The 16,557-nt window shown below is 64.5% G+C and carries 11 protein-coding genes; 1 reads left to right on the top strand and 10 read right to left on the bottom strand.

What is annotated here, in order from left to right; all coding sequences use genetic code 11:
• Window positions 1–60: 60 nt before the first annotated feature.
• Window positions 61–543, bottom strand: a complete 483-nt coding sequence (locus RDV55_RS09575; protein WP_111824153.1) for a SixA phosphatase family protein — start codon at window positions 541–543, stop codon at window positions 61–63.
• Window positions 544–575: 32 nt separating this feature from the next.
• On the opposite strand from RDV55_RS09575, the gene RDV55_RS09570 reads away from it, so the two are divergent.
• Complete coding sequence (locus RDV55_RS09570; RefSeq protein WP_111824152.1) at window positions 576–809, top strand: hypothetical protein; 234 nt, start codon at window positions 576–578, stop codon at window positions 807–809.
• A 17-nt stretch (window positions 810–826) separates the two neighbouring features.
• On the opposite strand, the gene RDV55_RS09565 is transcribed toward RDV55_RS09570, so the two are convergent.
• From RDV55_RS09565 to glgA, 9 genes are all read right to left on the bottom strand, one after another.
• Window positions 827–6,073, bottom strand: a complete 5,247-nt coding sequence (locus tag RDV55_RS09565; RefSeq protein ID WP_165835863.1) for a tetratricopeptide repeat protein — start codon at window positions 6,071–6,073, stop codon at window positions 827–829.
• 290 nt (window positions 6,074–6,363) lie between these two features.
• Window positions 6,364–7,749 (bottom strand): esterase/lipase family protein, encoded by a 1,386-nt coding sequence (locus RDV55_RS09560; protein ID WP_111824150.1) that lies wholly within the window; start codon window positions 7,747–7,749, stop codon window positions 6,364–6,366.
• 172 nt (window positions 7,750–7,921) lie between these two features.
• Window positions 7,922–8,593, bottom strand: coding sequence for a histidine phosphatase family protein (locus tag RDV55_RS09555; protein ID WP_111824149.1), 672 nt, complete (start codon window positions 8,591–8,593; stop codon window positions 7,922–7,924).
• Window positions 8,590–11,526: a bifunctional [glutamine synthetase] adenylyltransferase/[glutamine synthetase]-adenylyl-L-tyrosine phosphorylase gene (locus RDV55_RS09550; RefSeq protein WP_111824148.1), complete on the bottom strand. Its 2,937-nt coding sequence runs from the start codon at window positions 11,524–11,526 to the stop codon at window positions 8,590–8,592. The genes RDV55_RS09555 and RDV55_RS09550 overlap by 4 nt, the downstream gene beginning before the upstream one ends.
• Window positions 11,523–12,863: a glutamine synthetase family protein gene (locus tag RDV55_RS09545; protein WP_111824147.1), complete on the bottom strand. Its 1,341-nt coding sequence runs from the start codon at window positions 12,861–12,863 to the stop codon at window positions 11,523–11,525. Before RDV55_RS09545 ends, RDV55_RS09550 begins: the two co-directional genes overlap by 4 nt.
• Before the next feature lie 68 nt (window positions 12,864–12,931).
• Window positions 12,932–13,891 (bottom strand): SPFH domain-containing protein, encoded by a 960-nt coding sequence (locus RDV55_RS09540; RefSeq protein WP_111824146.1) that lies wholly within the window; start codon window positions 13,889–13,891, stop codon window positions 12,932–12,934.
• Between the two features lie 41 nt (window positions 13,892–13,932).
• Window positions 13,933–14,406, bottom strand: coding sequence for an NfeD family protein (locus tag RDV55_RS09535; protein WP_111824145.1), 474 nt, complete (start codon window positions 14,404–14,406; stop codon window positions 13,933–13,935).
• A 9-nt stretch (window positions 14,407–14,415) separates the two neighbouring features.
• Window positions 14,416–15,204 (bottom strand): ABC transporter ATP-binding protein, encoded by a 789-nt coding sequence (locus RDV55_RS09530; RefSeq protein ID WP_111824144.1) that lies wholly within the window; start codon window positions 15,202–15,204, stop codon window positions 14,416–14,418.
• Between the two features lie 36 nt (window positions 15,205–15,240).
• Window positions 15,241–16,464, bottom strand: coding sequence for a glycogen synthase (gene glgA, locus RDV55_RS09525; RefSeq protein ID WP_111824143.1), 1,224 nt, complete (start codon window positions 16,462–16,464; stop codon window positions 15,241–15,243).
• Window positions 16,465–16,557: the final 93 nt, after the last annotated feature.

The following is a 16,557-nucleotide window of genomic DNA, read 5'->3' as shown; positions in this document are numbered from 1 at the left end:
GTGGACAAACGTAAACACAGTCACAGGCGCGAGGCCGAGGCAAGGCCATAATGGCCCCGATTATCGAGTGGGCGGGGTGAGGATAAGGCGCAACGCGGCGCTACCGGGAGAAAGATCCTCCCAAGCGCCGTCGAAGCTGAGGATGAGAGCGGTTGCGGTGGGAATGCCGCGGGCTACCTCTCCCCGACTATCCTCACGGGCCAGAACGTATCCGACACCGGACATGGTGGGCTCGTGGCCAACGATGAGCGCCCGTTCCCCCTCAAAGGTGCGAGCCAAGGTGAGGATGTCCTCCTCGTCGGCGTTATACACGCTGCGGTCAAACCAGCCATCACGGACCCGAACGCGCTGGCTGATCTGCCCGAAAGTCTCCCGCGCGCGCGTCGCATCCGAGCAGACGGCCACGTCGAAGCCCCCGACGTCGCGAGCCACAGCACCGCCCAGGCGCGCGGCCTGGTCGAGGCCCGCATCGGTCAGCGGTCGAGAGTGGTCAGGGTAGGAGTAGGCGGCCTGCGCGTGGCGAACGAGTACGAGGGTTGGCATACTTCCAAGCGTAACCGCACCGGGAGGACACCATGGCTCTGGGAGTCGAAAGCGCCTCGGGCATCTGCTCAGCGCGCGAATGCACGAACGCCGCGATCTATCGGATCGACTGGCGCAACCCTGCGATCCACCGCGGGCGCACGAAGACGTGGCTGGCGTGTGAGGAGCACCTGTCGCACTTGCGCAACTACTTCACGTACCGCTCGTTCCCTTTCGAGGTGTCAGCCTTCGTTGCACCCGATCAGGAGCAGCATCAAGACCACTGATCGAGGGGCTTGCCCGATCACTGTTGACGCGATCCCGAGTTCCTGGTCCACGAGAGGATGTCCGCGAAGGCTGGCGTGCATTGGTCGGTTCTGAGGGCCTTGTCGAGCAGGGCCTGGAGCTGCCTGCGGTGGATCGCGTCCATCTCCTCGTTCGCATGCTCGTAGAGTTCGCGCAGCCTCTGTACAGGTTCGTCGGTGACGGCTTCAGACAGCAGACGGGCGATACGCCCGTAGGTCGACTCCGCCACGGACGGGCGTAGTCCGAGGACAAGGATCATCGCCCGCCAATTGCGCGCTTCGAGGAACTCTCTGAGCGTGTCTTCGGCGCCTTCGTCGCTGCGTTGCGCATCGTAGGCGGTACTCTGATCAGCGAGTTGTGCGAGCTCAATTATTGCGTCCATAATGGCTACCTCATCCTCCGGGAGCGTTGCCGCCAGCACCTGGAGGACCCGGATTCTCATGTCGGGGTCGCCTAGGTCTTTCTCCCTTTCCTCTGGCTCTTGCTTGCCACCCTCGCTGATCTGGCCCTCGCCACGCGACGCATCGGGGTTGCCCCTCATGTGCTCGCGCAGGAAGCTTGCTCCTCTCCCGTTCAGGTGCGCCTCATACCAGTCGCGAGCAAGCAGCTGAGCTCGGTGATGGGTCCGCAGATCGGTTGTGACGGCCTGGATGCCGCTGTCAGCGATGCGCTCCACGAGGGCAGCGAGCTCGGCGACAGAGGGACGGTCCACGTTCAGCTCGGCAAGGGCGGCCAGCGTTTCTTTCTCGGAGGCCGACGGCGAGCTCCACTGCACTTCGAGGAAAGCCACCCGCTGCGCTAGATCGCTACACTCGAGCCATCCCTTAATCCTGGAAGTCGCCGACTCAGCGTCGACGGTGACCCAGCGGGGAAGACCCGTGCCCATTATTCCCGCATCGGTGATCACGCGGGCGATCATGCGGCGCACCGGGCCCAGGAGCACCGGATCATCAGTAGAGTCTGCTTCCCGGGCCGCCGCGACGACATCCCCCGCTTCTCCGCCGTCGTCGCGCCAGGTGGCCCTAGCCACCAGCAGGCGGGCACGCACAGCTGGCGAGAAGCAATCAAAGCCTTCAACGAAGGTCTCCAACGCCTCATTCCGCTCCCCCACCGCCGACAAAATGTTCGCCAGGTTAGTCAACGACATTGCCAGGTTCGGGGTGTAGGCCTGCGGGGAAGCCTCAGCCAGCGCCCGGCGCAAACGCACCGCCTCGCGGGCCGCCTCCAACGCCTCATCCTGCTTTCCCACCTCCGACAAAAAGGCCGCCAGGTTAGTCAACGACATTGCCAGGTCGGGAGCGTAGGCCGCCGGGGAAGCCTCAGCCAGCGCCCGGCGCAAACGCACCGCCTCGCGGGCCGCCTCCAACGCCTCATCCTGCTTTCCCACCGCCGACAAAAAGGCCGCCAGGTTAGTCAACGACCCAGCCAGGGCGGGGGCGTAGGCCGCCGGGGAAGCCTCAGCCAGCGCCCGGCGCAAACGCACCGCCTCGCGGGCCGCCTCCAACGCCTCATCCTGCTTTCCCACCGCCGACAAAAAGGCCGCCAGGTTATTCAACGACGCAGCCAGGTCGGGGGTGTAGGCCGCCGGGGTAGCCTCAGCCAGCGCCCGGCGCAAACGCACCGCCTCGCGGGCCGCCTCCAACGCCTCATTCCGCTCCCCCACCGCCGACAAAAGATTCGCCAGGTTAGTCAACGACATTGCCAGGTCGGGGGCGTAAGCCGCCGGGGTAGCCTCAGCCAGCCCACGATACAGCTCCACCGCCTCGCGGGCCGCCTCTAACGCCTCATTCCGCTCCCCCACCTCCGACAAACGATTCGCCAGGTTATTCAACGACATTGCCAGGTCGGGAGCGTAGGCCTGCGGGGAAGCCTCAGCCAGCGCCCGGCGCAAACGCACCGCCTCGCGGGCCGCTACCAACGCCTCATTCCGCTCCCCCACCTCCGACAAACAATTCGCCAGGTTAGTCAACGACCCAGCCAGCTTCGGGGTGTAGGTCTGCGGGGTAGCCTCAGCCAGCCCGCGATACAGCTCCACCGCCTTGCGGGCAGCCTCCAACGCCTCATTCCGCTCCCCCACCTCCGACAAACGATTCGCCAGGTTATTCAACGACATTGCCAGGGCGGGGGCGTAGGCCTGCGGGGAAGCCTCAGCCAGCGCCCGGCGCAAACGCACCGCCTCGCGGGCCGCCTCCAACGCCTCATTCCGCTCCCCCACCGCCGACAAAATGTTCGCCAGGTTATTCAACGACATTGCCAGGTCGGGGGTGTAGGCCTGCGGGGAAGCCTCAGCCAGCGCCCGGCGCAAACGCACCGCCTCGCGGGCCGCCTCCAACGCCTCATCCTGCTTTCCCACCTCCGACAAAAGATTCGCCAGGTTAGTCAACGACATTGCCAGGTCGGGGGTGTAGGCCTGCGGGGAAGCCTCAGCCAGCGCCCGGCGCAAACGCACCGCCTCGCGGGCCGCCTCCAACGCCTCATTCCGCTCCCCCACCGCCGACAAAAGATTCGCCAGGTTAGTCAACGACATTGCCAGGTCGGGGGCGTAAGCCGCCGGGGTAGCCTCAGCCAGCCCACGATACAGCTCCACCGCCTCGCGGGCCGCCTCCAACGCCTCATCCTGCTTTCCCACCTCCGACAAAAAGGCCGCCAGGTTATTCAACGACATTGCCAGGTCGGGAGCGTAGGCCTGCGGGGAAGCCTCAGCCAGCGCCCGGCGCAAACGCACCGCCTCGCGGGCCGCCTCCAACGCCTCATCCTGCTTTCCCACCTCCGACAAAAAGGCCGCCAGGTTAGTCAACGACATTGCCAGGTCGGGAGCGTAGGCCGCCGGGGAAGCCTCAGCCAGCGCCCGGCGCAAACGCACCGCCTCGCGGGCCGCCTCCAACGCCTCATTCCGCTCCCCCACCGCCGACAAAAAGGCCGCCAGGTTAGTCAACGACCCAGCCAGGGCGGGGGCGTAGGCCGCCGGGGAAGCCTCAGCCAGCGCCCGGCGCAAACGCACCGCCTCGCGGGCCGCCTCCAACGCCTCATTCCGCTCCCCCACCGCCGACAAACAGGCCGCCAGGTTATTCAACGACCCAGCCAGGTCGGGGGCGTAGGCCGCCGGGGAAGCCTCAGCCAGCCCACGATACAGCTCCACCGCCTCTCGGGCCGCCTCCAACGCCTCATTCCGCTCCCCCACCGCCGACAAACAATTCGCCAGGTTATTCAACGACCCAGCCAGGTCGGGGGCGTAGGCCGCCGGGGAAGCCTCAGCCAGCCCACGATACAGCTCCACCGCCTCGCGAGCCGCCTCCAACGCCGCTTTTCGCTCGCCAATGTCGGACAGACGAATGGACAGATTATTGGCCCAGTGTGCCTGTTGCTCCGGACTCCGCTCAGCGGAATTCGCAAGGCGCATGGTCGCCGCCAAGGCAGCTCCCGCCAACGCCGGGTGCCCGACAGGAATCGCATCATCAATCACACCGAGTGGCAGGGTCGCACCTGATTCGATGAGTGCTTCGAGAGCGGGTGCCAGCGGTCCTCCCTGAATGAGCGCGACGTCCAGCGCCTCCTTCCATAGGAATGGCCTCTCACGGAGAGCACGCCGGGCCAGGCGAAGTGCCACCTCTCTATCGAGAGAGGAGGCCCGTGTAATGGTCACGCACGCGTTGCGCGCCTGTTGGCCCATCTCGAGCGCACGCGTAACGACCGAGTCCTCAGCATCGGAGTCGTCTAAGCCAGGTAGCTGCGCCGGATCCTGTGGAACCACCCGATCCAGCAGTTCCGGATTCTTTCCGAATACGTCCAGGATGAGGTGTTCGGCAACCGGATCGGGCCGCAAGCTAACAGAATTCGCACCATCATCACGCAGAAGAGACTGCACCACCAGCTCTGCCAAACGATTGCGCAGCAGATGGTCTTGGTTCCACTCTGGAAGGCGGCTCAGGACGTCGTCGATCTCATCTGTGTCCCGCTTCGGGGCGAGCAGGCTGAGTGTGGCAGCCGCACGACGCAGATGGTCACGGCTGATCCCTTCCAGCTTCGGTTCCTTACGCCACCGGGCAAACTCAATCGATAAAACCCTGTCGTAGAGCTCTTCCCGGGTCGGGATGTCATTCTTAGCCACCTCGTCGTTATCGCACACGGCAAGCCATGCCCTCAACACCACGTCAAGAGCGGTGTCCCCCAGGCCCTCGGGAACCTCAACGTCTGTAGGAACAGCCTTATTGAGCTTGTCAGAGAATTGCTGAACCGCCCTGCGATACATGCGTCCGAAAAACCATGGATCCGCCTCCACCTGTTGCTTGCCCCGAATGGACATTGACAGCGTGTTACTCAGTGGGGTTCCCTCTTGCTCCGCCTCCTCGCGGAACTCCTCCCACCACGCGTCGGCACCACGCGCTGTCAACACGATCCGGGTCGGCGAGTGCCTCGCCCGCAGCTTGCGTACCACCCGTGCCACGAGACCTCGCCGAGCTTCCTCAGCGTAGTCCACCACCACCAGAAGCTCAGTGGTCACCTCCGTGAGAGCAGACAGCTCCTCATCCGTCACATCGACCGTCGAGGGCAAGAACCCCGCGTACCAACCAATCGAGGACAGTTCATGGCACAGCTGCGCGGCCAGGCGTGTCTTCCCGGATCCCCCCGTCCCCGTCACCACAGCGACAGCAATGTCCGCGTTATGTCCTCCCTGCGACGGTGCGGTAGCATCCGCCGTCGTCGTTGCCCACTCACGAAGCTGACGGATCTCATCACACTGCTGATATGGCACCGCACCATAACGCCCCCACATGAGCTGCAGGGGCGTGAAATTCTCGGGCAGCTCGGCATAAGCAGGGGCCAAGACCTTCTCGATGTGTCCCCCGGGAGGAAGCACACAATCAGGGGTACGGCTGCGCAGCCCCCCAACGTCCACACAGACGTCCCACTCCCAGTCGTGGACATACTCAGCGCCCAAAAACAGTGCAGTTTTCCAATTGCCATCTGATTCAGTGACCTGCTGTACGTCAATCGCCAGCCACGTACCCCCGGGATCATCGGCGGACCCGACCACGAGATCTCTCAGGTCTTCCCGATTAGGCAGCATCGGCTCGCGGCTGAACCCCTCGTCGATGAGGACGTCGCACCCCATGGCCCACTGACGTTCCATGGGCACCAAGACGATCGCGTGCCGCCGCTGCCCACCGTCAGCCGTCACCGTCAGGATCAGCGGGTAGATCCCGGCATCGAGCGCAGCGCAACAAAAGGCCACACACAGATCCACGCACGTCGCCTTTCGGAGACCGAGCACCTCGTTGACAGGCCGAATACGCTGCGCCCCAGGCTCGCTATCTGTCGGCTCCCCAACGTATCGAAGCCCCAGCTCGGCGAACTCCTCAAAAATCTTCCTCGCATGAGGGCCCACTCGCGTCTGTCCGTGAGCGACGAGGTCAGGCTCAGGACCAGGGAAACCGCTCCACTCCGCAGAGCTAAGCAAGCGCTGCACCCACCCGACGTGAACCATATCTACCAACCCCGTCGGGTGGTTGATTGAATCCCACAGATTGCGCTCATTCACGATGCTGCCCCCACACGCGTCTTCAACACAAGACGATCGACGTTGGGCACACCCGTCGCCGACAACATCAACGAGTGCACACCCTCCTCCAGCGCCGGAAGCTGGGCCGACCACCATCCGTCGTCACAGCGCTCTGCCCGGAACCGTTTACCGCCGACGTTGCCGCCGACATTCCCCACATCCAGTACACTGCCAGCCTTGTCTACAACGCGCAGCCTCACCTCAGCTTGAGTGCCCGCGAGCACGACATCCTCGAGATCAAGCTGCAGGTATGCATCGACATCATGTCGGCGAGCCCCCCTGGCCGCAGCGGGCAAACGATCCCGCGCATGCTCCGACACATGCTCAAACACCAACGTCTCTTCCACCAGGTCTTGATGCTTACCTCTCAGCCGCCGCCGGTGGGATACGTTGTCTTCGAGGACATCGGGAATCGCAGAAAACGTAGGAACCGTCCCGTCGCCACCATCCCAGCTCGCTGGGATCGCTCGCGGATTCCCCTTGGCCACCACGAGTCCATCCGAGTGAGTATCGATGCTGGCGTGCCCCAGAGTCGTGTGTCCCTGCGAGTAGTAGACGGTGAACGGGTTACTCCCACTCTCTGCAACCATATTGGCCAGTGCTTTATGCAAACATCGGTTCTTCTCATAGGCCACGCGCGCTTTACCTGAGAACCCAGCGACGGCCGATGTGATGCCAGAAGGCAATTCGTACGGGTACCGGTAGTTATCATTCCCGCTGACAACCTGGTAGTGGGGCAGCAGATCGAAGACCGAATCCCATGTCCTCACCGTGTCAGAAACAGCCTGAGTCGCGGGAAATGGCCCGATGCGCATCCCATTGACCAAGACATCGAGAGCCTTCGCCGCCCCGCGAAAGGGCGTACCAAGAGTAATAATCTGGTCGACATCGATCCCCTCACTCATGAAGGACCACCACCACGCGGCAACCAGGCCGCCCATCGAGTGCGCGACGAGTACAACGTGCCGTCCCTGCGCCCGCTCGCGCACGACACGGTCCAGATCGTTGGCGATCTGTTCCACCGACCGGCGAAAATCATAGGGAAAGGCGACGACGGTGGCGTCTCGATCAACCAGGTCCTCACCCGCGGTTACGACACGCCCCGGGGATAGTCCCAGTCCCTTGGTAATACCGCTCAGCAAGCCGTCGTAACCGGTAATGAATTGCCAACATATCAACGAACAGGGCCCGATGAGTCCGACCGGGCGCAGCTCGTTGTTCGGATCGAGCGCGCTCGGATCTCGCCCCACGCTGAGGAGAGAACCCAAACCAGCTCTATAGACGATTGTGCCGGACGCATCCGCGAGTTCACTTCCCCCGATACCGGGAATGACGACGACCAGTGGCAGGGAACGGGACATCGGTGTACCTCCTCGTTGTGGTGTCTTACATGACACTGACCACAAGCTCAGGGTACCTCGACTGACGGTTTGACGACAACAAACGGATCAACCGGTATCAGTTCTCATACAGCCCCCTACGAGGTCTCGCCCTTCGTCGCCCCGCCGCCGGACCGTCAGGCGCCGAGGCCGCTCAGTCCCACTGATCGAGGGGACGGTCGTTCCAGGTCAGGGCGTGGAGCCCCTTCGCCAGCTCGTCCGCGGAGGACGGGGTGAAGTCGGGCGCCCACTCGAAGGTGGACGTGCCCGTGTTGGACATGAAGTGCTTGGAGACGAGGTCCTCGTCGATGTCGGTGGACAGCCACGTGGCCAGCAGGCGCGTGAGGGCACCATGGATGACGAACACCGCGACGGCCTCGTCCCCAGCTTGCTCGCGTGCGGCCAGGCCCACCCGACGCACGGTCTCCAGCGAGCGGGCCAGGGCCTCGCGCCCGCTTTCGCCGCCGGGCATGTGATTATCCAAATCCCCGGCGCACCACGACAGGGTCGTGCGCACGTAGAGGGACTGCGATGCCGGGTCGGCCGCCATTTCGAGATCGCCGGAGCGTAGCTCGCGGATGCCGGGGTGCACCTGCGGGGTCAACCCGTAGGCGCTAGCCAGAGGCGCCGCGGTCAGGCGCGTACGGTGCAGCCCGGACAGTGCGATGACGGTGGGAGGCGGCGCAACCTCGGACTCCCATCGATCCGCGAGGCGCTGGGCCTGGAGGAGTCCTTCGGGAGTCAGCCCGAGACCGGGGCGCACCGTGTCGAGCGCACCGAGGCGATTCGCGGGGGTCTGTCCGTGCCGTACCAGCACAATCTTCACTGCTGCTCCCAGAAAAGTCGTTCCATGACGGCGCGCGCTTTGCGTCCAGCGCGCAGCCAGTCGTCTTCGAGGGCGTTTAGCCCGCCGCTACCGTACCCGAGGATCGCCGCAAGGGCACGCAGCTCCGCGCTGTCACGGGGTAAGACGTCGAGTTTCACTCCGCTCATGCGGCCACTTGCCAGCGTGTTGGCCGCGCGAATACGGGTTGCCATGTCCCACGCATCCAGCAGTGTGTGTGCATCGCTCGCTTCCAGCAATCCACCCTCGCGCGCCGCCAGAATCGCGCCCGTCGTGGAGGGCGTGCACAGGGCCGGCACCCGCTGCGCATCGCGCATTTGAATGAGCTGGATCGTCCACTCGACATCGCTGAGGCCGCCCGGGCCGAGCTTGACGTGGCGTGCAGCTTCGATTCCCCGCGGCAGACGCTCGTTCTCCATGCGCGCCTTCAGCAGGCGAATGTCACGCAGATCCGTTTCGCTCACTCCCCCATAGGCGAACTCCGCGAACAGTTCTCGGGCCCGATCAGCAAGGCGGCCCTCCCCGATCGGACGGGCACGCACCGCCGCCTGCCTCTCCCACGTCGAAGCCCAGCGCTGGGCGTACTCACGATGGGACTCGATCGTGCGGCTCATTGGGCCGTTCTTGCCCTCGGGGCGCAGGCCTAGGTCGACGACGATACCCAGCTGGCTCGTCGCCGACCCTAGTAGGCTCTTCACGCGGTTAACAATCGCGGTTGCACTGGCCGCCGCCTCAGCGTCGCAGACTCCGCCTACGGCCTCGTGTAGGGCGATCACGTCGGCATCGGAGGCGTACGAGCACTCGCGTCCACCGTAGCGTCCCATCGCGACGAAGACGACGTGGGCCCGCTCGCGCCCCCAGCGCTGGGCTTCCTCACGTTGGGCGATGGCGAGTGCGCCGAGAATCGCCGCGTCCGTTGCGTCTGCGATCGCGTGCCCACGCGGATCGACGCCGCCCAGCAGGTCGCTCATCGCGCAACGCGTGAGCTCACGCGTGCGCACGGCTCGGACTCGAGCGGCCGCCTCGGCCGCGTCCTCGTGACGGTCAATGAGGGCCGCAACTTCCCGAGCTAGCCGATGCGGCTCGCGCGGAGCCAACTCGCCATCGTCGTCGAGCCAGGCCACGGCCTCGGGACGCTTGGCGAGGGCCTCGGCGATCCAGCGCGAGTTCGGGAGCATGGTCGTGAGCCTGTGGGCAGCGACGCCCGAGTCTCGCAGAAGCGCGAGATACCAATGCGAATCGCCAATGTCCTCGGACAGGATCCGGAAGTTCAACAGGCCCATGTCGGGGTCGGCCCCACCGGCCAGCCACGAGATGAACACCGGAAGGAGGTGGCGTTGAATAGCCGCACGCCTGCTCGTTCCCTGGGTAAGTGCGCGAATGTGTGTGAGCGCTCCGGCCGGGTCCCGATAGCCGATAGCCGCCAGTCGGTCACGCGCACCGTCGGCATGCAGGGACGCCTCGTCCTCGCTCAGCGATGCCGTCGCGGCGATGATCGGACGGTAGAAAACGTCTTCATGGAGAGCCCTCACACGCGTACGAACCTCATCGATCCTGGAGGTGATCGACTCCGCGTCAGGGAAACGCGCCGGACCCATCGCCCGCCCGAGCACCCGCAGTTCGCGTTCCTTGTCGGGAATCAGGTGCGTGCGTCGCATGCGGGGCAACTGGGTCCGGTGCTCGACGGCTCGGAGGAAGCGATAGCACGAGGCGAGCTGACCCGCGTCGCTGCGGGCGATGTAGCCGCCCTCGCGCAGCGCGTCGATCGCGTCCAGCGTCGACCTCACGCGCAAAAAGGCATCGGTACGTCCGTGGACGAGCTGGAGCAGCTGGACGGTGAACTCGACATCGCGCAGGCCGCCGCGCCCGAGCTTTAGCTCGCGCGAGACATGAGAACGAGAAATGTTATCTTCGACGCGTCTGCGCATCGCGCGCGCAGCCTCGACGAATCCTTCGCGGGTGGCGGCACTCCACACGTAGGGCTGCGCGGCCTCCTCGAACGCTCGCCCAACGCTTTCATCTCCCGCGCAGGCACGCGCCTTGAGCAGCGCTTGAAACTCCCATGTTTGTGCCCACTTGTCCCAGTACTGTCGGTAGGATTCGACGGTGCGCACGAGCGCTCCGTTGCGTCCCTCCGGGCGCAAATTCGTATCGACGGTCCACAGCGGAGCTTCGGTGCCGGGTCCCGAGCACGCCGAGGCCGTTGCCGCAGCGAGGCGCGTCGCGACCTCAAGGACACCTCGTTCGTCTCCATCCGCCCCGGAATCGGCGACATAGACGACGTCAACGTCGGAGATGTAGTTGAGCTCGCGCGCTCCCGTTTTGCCCATCGCGATAATGGCGAGGGGGATGCGCCCCTGCGGGTCTATGTCGCGCCTCGCCAGGGCGAGGCTGGCTTCGAGGGTCGCGTCGACCAGATCCGCGATGCGCCGCCCGACCTCGGGCATCACGCCTTCAGGGTCGTCGCTCGTCAGATCGTCGGCGGCCAGGAACAGCAGCACGCGACGATAAGCGGCACGCAGGTGGTCCACAGTTGCCTTCTCCGAGGCCACGAAAGCCCCGGTGTCCAGCCTCGTCGCGCCCACGGACGCCAGCAGTAGCTGTGCGCTCTCCCCTGGATCCTCCCAGATCGCTGGCGCGCGGGCGGGATCAGCGATGACGTAGTCGCCAAGCCACTGGCTTGCCCCCAGGACGGCGCACAGTCGACGCCGCACACGCGGGTCATCGACAGCACTGCCCACGAGGCCGGGGTCGGCCTCGTGAAGACGGATCACCGCGAGCAGCGCCAGATCGGGGTCGGCGCTTGCCCCCAGATCTGGTGCCCAGGCCTCGGCCCCACCCGGAAGCTCCTCAAGGAAGCCGAGGGCGCGCTGAGGGTCCAGGAATCCTGCAACCCGTAGTTCGTCGGGCGTCACCGGGGAACGACCTTGAGGAATTGCTCGAGTTCCTGGCGAGTGATCTGCTGACGGTACTCCGTCCACTCCTTGCGCTTGTTCCGGATGACGTAGTCAAACACCTGCTCACCGAGGGTGGATGCCACCAGGTCGGAGCTCTTCATACAACGCACGGCGTCGGACAGGGAAGCCGGAAGGGCGCGAATACCCATGACCTGACGCTCACGGTCCGACAGATCCCACACGTTGTCCTCAGCCTCGGGCATGAGCTCCATCTTCTGTTCGATACCGTCCAAGCCCGCCGCGATGAGGACTGCGAAAGCCAGATATGGATTCGCACTCGGGTCGGGCGCGCGGTACTCGATGCGTGCCGCGGCCGCCTTCTTCGGCTTGTACAGCGGAACACGCACGAGAGCGGATCGGTTCAGGTGCCCCCAGCACACGTAGGACGGTGCCTCTCCCCCACCCCACAGACGCTTGTAGGAGTTCACGTGCTGGTTGGTGATCGCCGCGATCTCCTCGGCGTGGGCCAGCAAGCCCGCGATGAACTGGCGTCCGGTCGTGGAGAGTCGATACTGGCCCGCCGGTGAGAAGAACGCGTTTTCTTCTCCCTCAAACAGCGACAGGTGCGTATGCATTCCGGAGCCCGGGTGTTCTATGAAGGGCTTGGGCATGAACGTCGCGACGAGTTCTTCGCGCAAGGCGACCTCTTCGATGAGAGTGCGGGCGGTCATGATGTTGTCGGCCGCGCGCACGGGATCCACAGCGCGCAGGTCGATTTCGTTTTGTCCCGGTCCGCCCTCGTGATGCGAAAACTCGACCGGGATCGCCATATCTTCGAGCATGCGCACAGCCCGGCGGCGGAAGTCGTTCGAGTCCCCGCGAGCGACATGATCGAAGTATCCAGCCTGGTCCACAGGAATCATACGGTCGGGCGTGACGGGCTGGCGCAGCAGGTAGAACTCGATCTCGGGATGGATCATGACCCGGAAACCCGCGTCGGCGGCACGCTCCACCGCGCGCTCCAGAACACCGCGAGGATCGGAGGGCGCCGGTCGCCCGTCGGGCATAAGAACGTCGCAGAACATGCGCGCTACCGGGTCCTCGTTGGAACGCCAGGGCAGCAGCTGAAACGTCGAGGCATCGGGTTTGAGAAGCATGTCCGACTCATACACGCGCGTCAGGCCCTCGACGGCCGATCCGTCAAAGCCGATGCCCTCAGCGAAAGCCTCCTCGAGCTCGCCGGGGTCAATCGAAATCGACTTGAGCACACCCGCAACGTCCGTGAACCACAAACGGATAAAGCGAATGTTCTTCTGCGCTACCTCGCGCAGCACGTATTCCTGATGCGAATCCACCGCTGTCCTCCCATTGAGATAAAACGGGCCGACCGCAGGGACTGCGGTCGGCCCGGCACGGCTTCAGTTTACTTGCCCAGGTTGAAACCCTTCGAGATGGATTCCAGTGCGCCGGTGAGATCGGAAGGAAGCATCCACAGCTTGGACGCCTGACCGTCGGCGATCTTCGGCAGCATTTCGAGGTACTTGTAGGACAGAAGCTCGGGCGTAGCCTTACCCGCGTTAATCGCGGCGAAGACCGTCGCGATGGCCTCGGACTCGCCCTGTGCGCGCAGGATCTGCGCCTGGCGAGCACCCTCGGCCTGCAGGATCAGCGCTTCCTTCTGGCCCTTCGCCTGAAGAACCTGTGCCTCCTGCTGGGCAGAAGCTGCCAGAACGGCGGCCTGCTTAGCACCCTCGGCCTTCTTAATCTGAGCCTCGCGCTCGGCTTCGGCCGTCAGAATCGTCGCGCGCTTGGTGCGCTCAGCCGTGATCTGCTGTTCCATGGCCGCTAGGACTCGCGGCGGCGGCTCGATCGACTTGAGTTCCACGCGGGTCACGCGAATACCCCAGGGGCCCGTTGCCTCGTCGAGAACACCACGCAGCTGCTTATTGATCGACTCACGAGACGTCTGGGTCTGCTCCAGATCGAGAGAGCCAATGAGGTTACGCAGTGTCGTCGCGGTCAGCTGCTCGATCGCCTGCAGGAAGTTCGCGACTTCGTAGGTCGCGCTGCGTGGATCCGTGATCTGGAAGTAGATGACGGAATCGATCGACACCATCGCCTGGTCGGCGGTGATGACGGGCTGAGGCGGGAAATTAGCGACCTGCTCACGCAGATCGATACGGGCAGCGACGCGGTCCACGAAGGGGACGAGGAGGTGGAAGCCTCCCTGCATCACGGCCTGGAAGCGGCCCAGGCGCTCAACGACGTAGGCCTGAGACTGCGGGACGATCCGCACCGCACGCACGAGCGAGACGACGACGAAAACAATGAACGCAAGAACCACGATCACCACGATGTTGCCGATGACATCACCAGAACTCATAACGTGTTTCCTTTCTACTACACGAACCAGAAGATGAACTGTCAGGAGGCCGAGCCCTGATGCGGCTGGGTCGGCGACGGGACCGTCGGGTTGAGGGCACTGACGACGGCGGTAGCTCCGTCGATACGCTCGACACGAACCTCGGCACCCGCAGGAAGCTCAGGCCCCTCGGTTCGCGCGCTCCACTCACCGCCCGAAAACTGGATGCGACCGTGGCGCTCCCCCACGACCTCGGTCACGTAGCCGGTCTTGCCAATCAACCCATCCGTATTGCTCGGGACATAGTCTTTGGAGCGCTCGATCCGGCCCTTCAGGAAGGGACGCGCAGCCACCAGCAAAACGATTGAAACAACGACGAAGACGATGACCTGGATCGTGAGGTTCGCGCCAAACGCGCCCGCGATACCGGCAGCCAACGCTCCGATAGCGAACATGAGGAACACGAAGCTCACGCTCATGACCTCGACGATGCCACACACCAGGGCGGCGAGAATCCACAGCCACCAGGTAGTCATACTTCCTCCTTAGTCGGTGACGCCGTGCGCCCACCAGCGGCCATCGCTGCGACCCGCGAGCAACGGCATTCCATAGACCTGCGACAGGTTGAGCCCCGTCAATACGTCCTCGATGGGGCCTTGATGGGCGACCTGCCCCTGCGACATGATCGCGCAGTGCGTCACGCCATCGGGAATCTCCTCAATCTGGTGGGTCACCAGGATGATCTGCGGAGACTTCGAACCCTTCATGATCTCCGACAGCGCGGCGATGAGCAACTCGCGCGCGCCCAGGTCGAGTCCGGAGGTGGGCTCGTCGAGGACGAGAACCTCGGGGTCGGTCATGAGCGCACGGGCGAGCAGCACTCGCTGCGCTTCGCCCTCCGACAGGGTCGCGTACTCGCGCTCGGCGAGATGGTCGACTCCGAAGATCCCCATGAGCGCGCGGGCACGCTCGTCGTCGACCTGTTCGTATTCCTCGTCGTGAGCGACAGCCAGACCCCAGGCGGCGCTGCGCACCGTGTCGAGAACCGACTGCGTCGGCACGATCTTGGCACCCACCGCGGCCGAGGCGAGCCCGACGCGGGTCGCCACCTCAGCGGGATCAGCCTGCGCCAGATCCGTCTCTGAGACGGTCACCTCGCCGCTGTCCGCGGCGATGCGACCGGAGGCCACGCGGGCCAGCGTGGTCTTACCCGCACCGTTGGGTCCGACAATGACCCAGTGCTGACGCGGCCGCGTCGACCACGAAACGTCGGATAGGATCTGAGTGTCGCCTCGCTGGACGGACACGTGAGAGAGATTCAGGACATACGTCATGTATCTAGCCTAGTCGTCTGACGGGTGGCGTGCGCCCTAAACGAGCGAACGATACAGCTCGGCCGTCTTCAGTCCGATCGCTTCCCAGGAGAAGTGATCGCGTGCGCGAGCGAGTCCAGCCTCGCCCATGCGACGACCCAGCTCGGCATCGTCGAGGACCTTCACCAAGCGGTCGGCCATCGCCTCTTCGAAGGCACGCGGATCAAGCGGCGTTCCCGTACCGTCCTGCATCTGCTCGATTGGGACGAGGTAACCGGTCTCGCCGTCGACGATCACGTCGGGGATACCGCCGGTCGCGGTACCGACGACGGGCAGGCCCAAAGCCATCGCCTCCAGGTTGACAATCCCGAGGGGTTCGTAAACCGACGGCGTAATAAAAACCTGTGCCGAGGACAGGATCGCAGCAACCTCGGGCTGAGGGAGCATCTCGGAGATGAGCACGACGCCGGAGCGGCGGGCACGTAGATCTGCGACGAGGCCGTCGACCTCGGCCGCGATCTCAGGAGTATCGGGGGCACCGGCGCATAGGACCACCTGGACGTCATCGGGCAGAAGCTGGGCAGCACGCAGGAAGTAGGGCAGGCCCTTCTGGCGAGTAATGCGACCGACAAAAACGACCGTGCGGCGCGACGGGTCGATCCCGTGCTCGGCGAGCACGCGCGCACGCAGCTCCTCACCCTCATCGCCCACGGGCGCGTGCCACTTGTTCAGGTCGATGCCGTTGTGGATGACGTGCACGCGGTCAGGATCGACGCCCGGGTAGCAGCGCACGATGTCATCGCGCATGCCGTTGGAGACAGCCACAATCGCGCTCGCGGCCTCGTAGGCGGTCTTCTCCACGTAGGAGGACAGACGGTAGCCGCCTCCGAGCTGCTCGGCCTTCCACGGACGCAGCGGCTCGAGAGAGTGGGCGGAGATAACGTGCGGAATATCCCCGAGGAGTGAAGCGACGTGCCCTGCGAAGTTCGCGTACCAGGTGTGGGAGTGAACCACATCGGATCCCTCGCACGCAGCAGCGATCTCGAGGTCGACTCCGAGCGTGCGCAGGGCCGCATTAGCGCCGGCCAGCTGAGGCAGATCGGCATGACCGGTCACGCCCGGATCGGCACCGTCGGTCCCGGGTTCGCGCGGACCGTCAAACGCCTGCACGCGCAGGTCATCGACCAGACCACGCAGCACCTTGGCCAGTTCGAGCACATGGACACCGGCTCCTCCATAGACATGAGGCGGGTATTCGCGGGTAAGGAGATCAACGCGCATGATGGGATCCTTCCGACGGTAGCGACGTGTGAGAGATATCGTATCCGATCCCACGTCAGACGCGGTCGAAAACGAGACGGTGTAGCAAACGAT

Origin of the sequence: Schaalia odontolytica (assembly GCF_031191545.1) — a bacterium.
Taxonomy (GTDB): Bacteria; Actinomycetota; Actinomycetes; order Actinomycetales; family Actinomycetaceae; genus Pauljensenia; species Pauljensenia odontolytica.
Note: the sequence above shows the minus strand (reverse complement) of the source record. Positions and strands in the feature narration are given on the sequence as shown.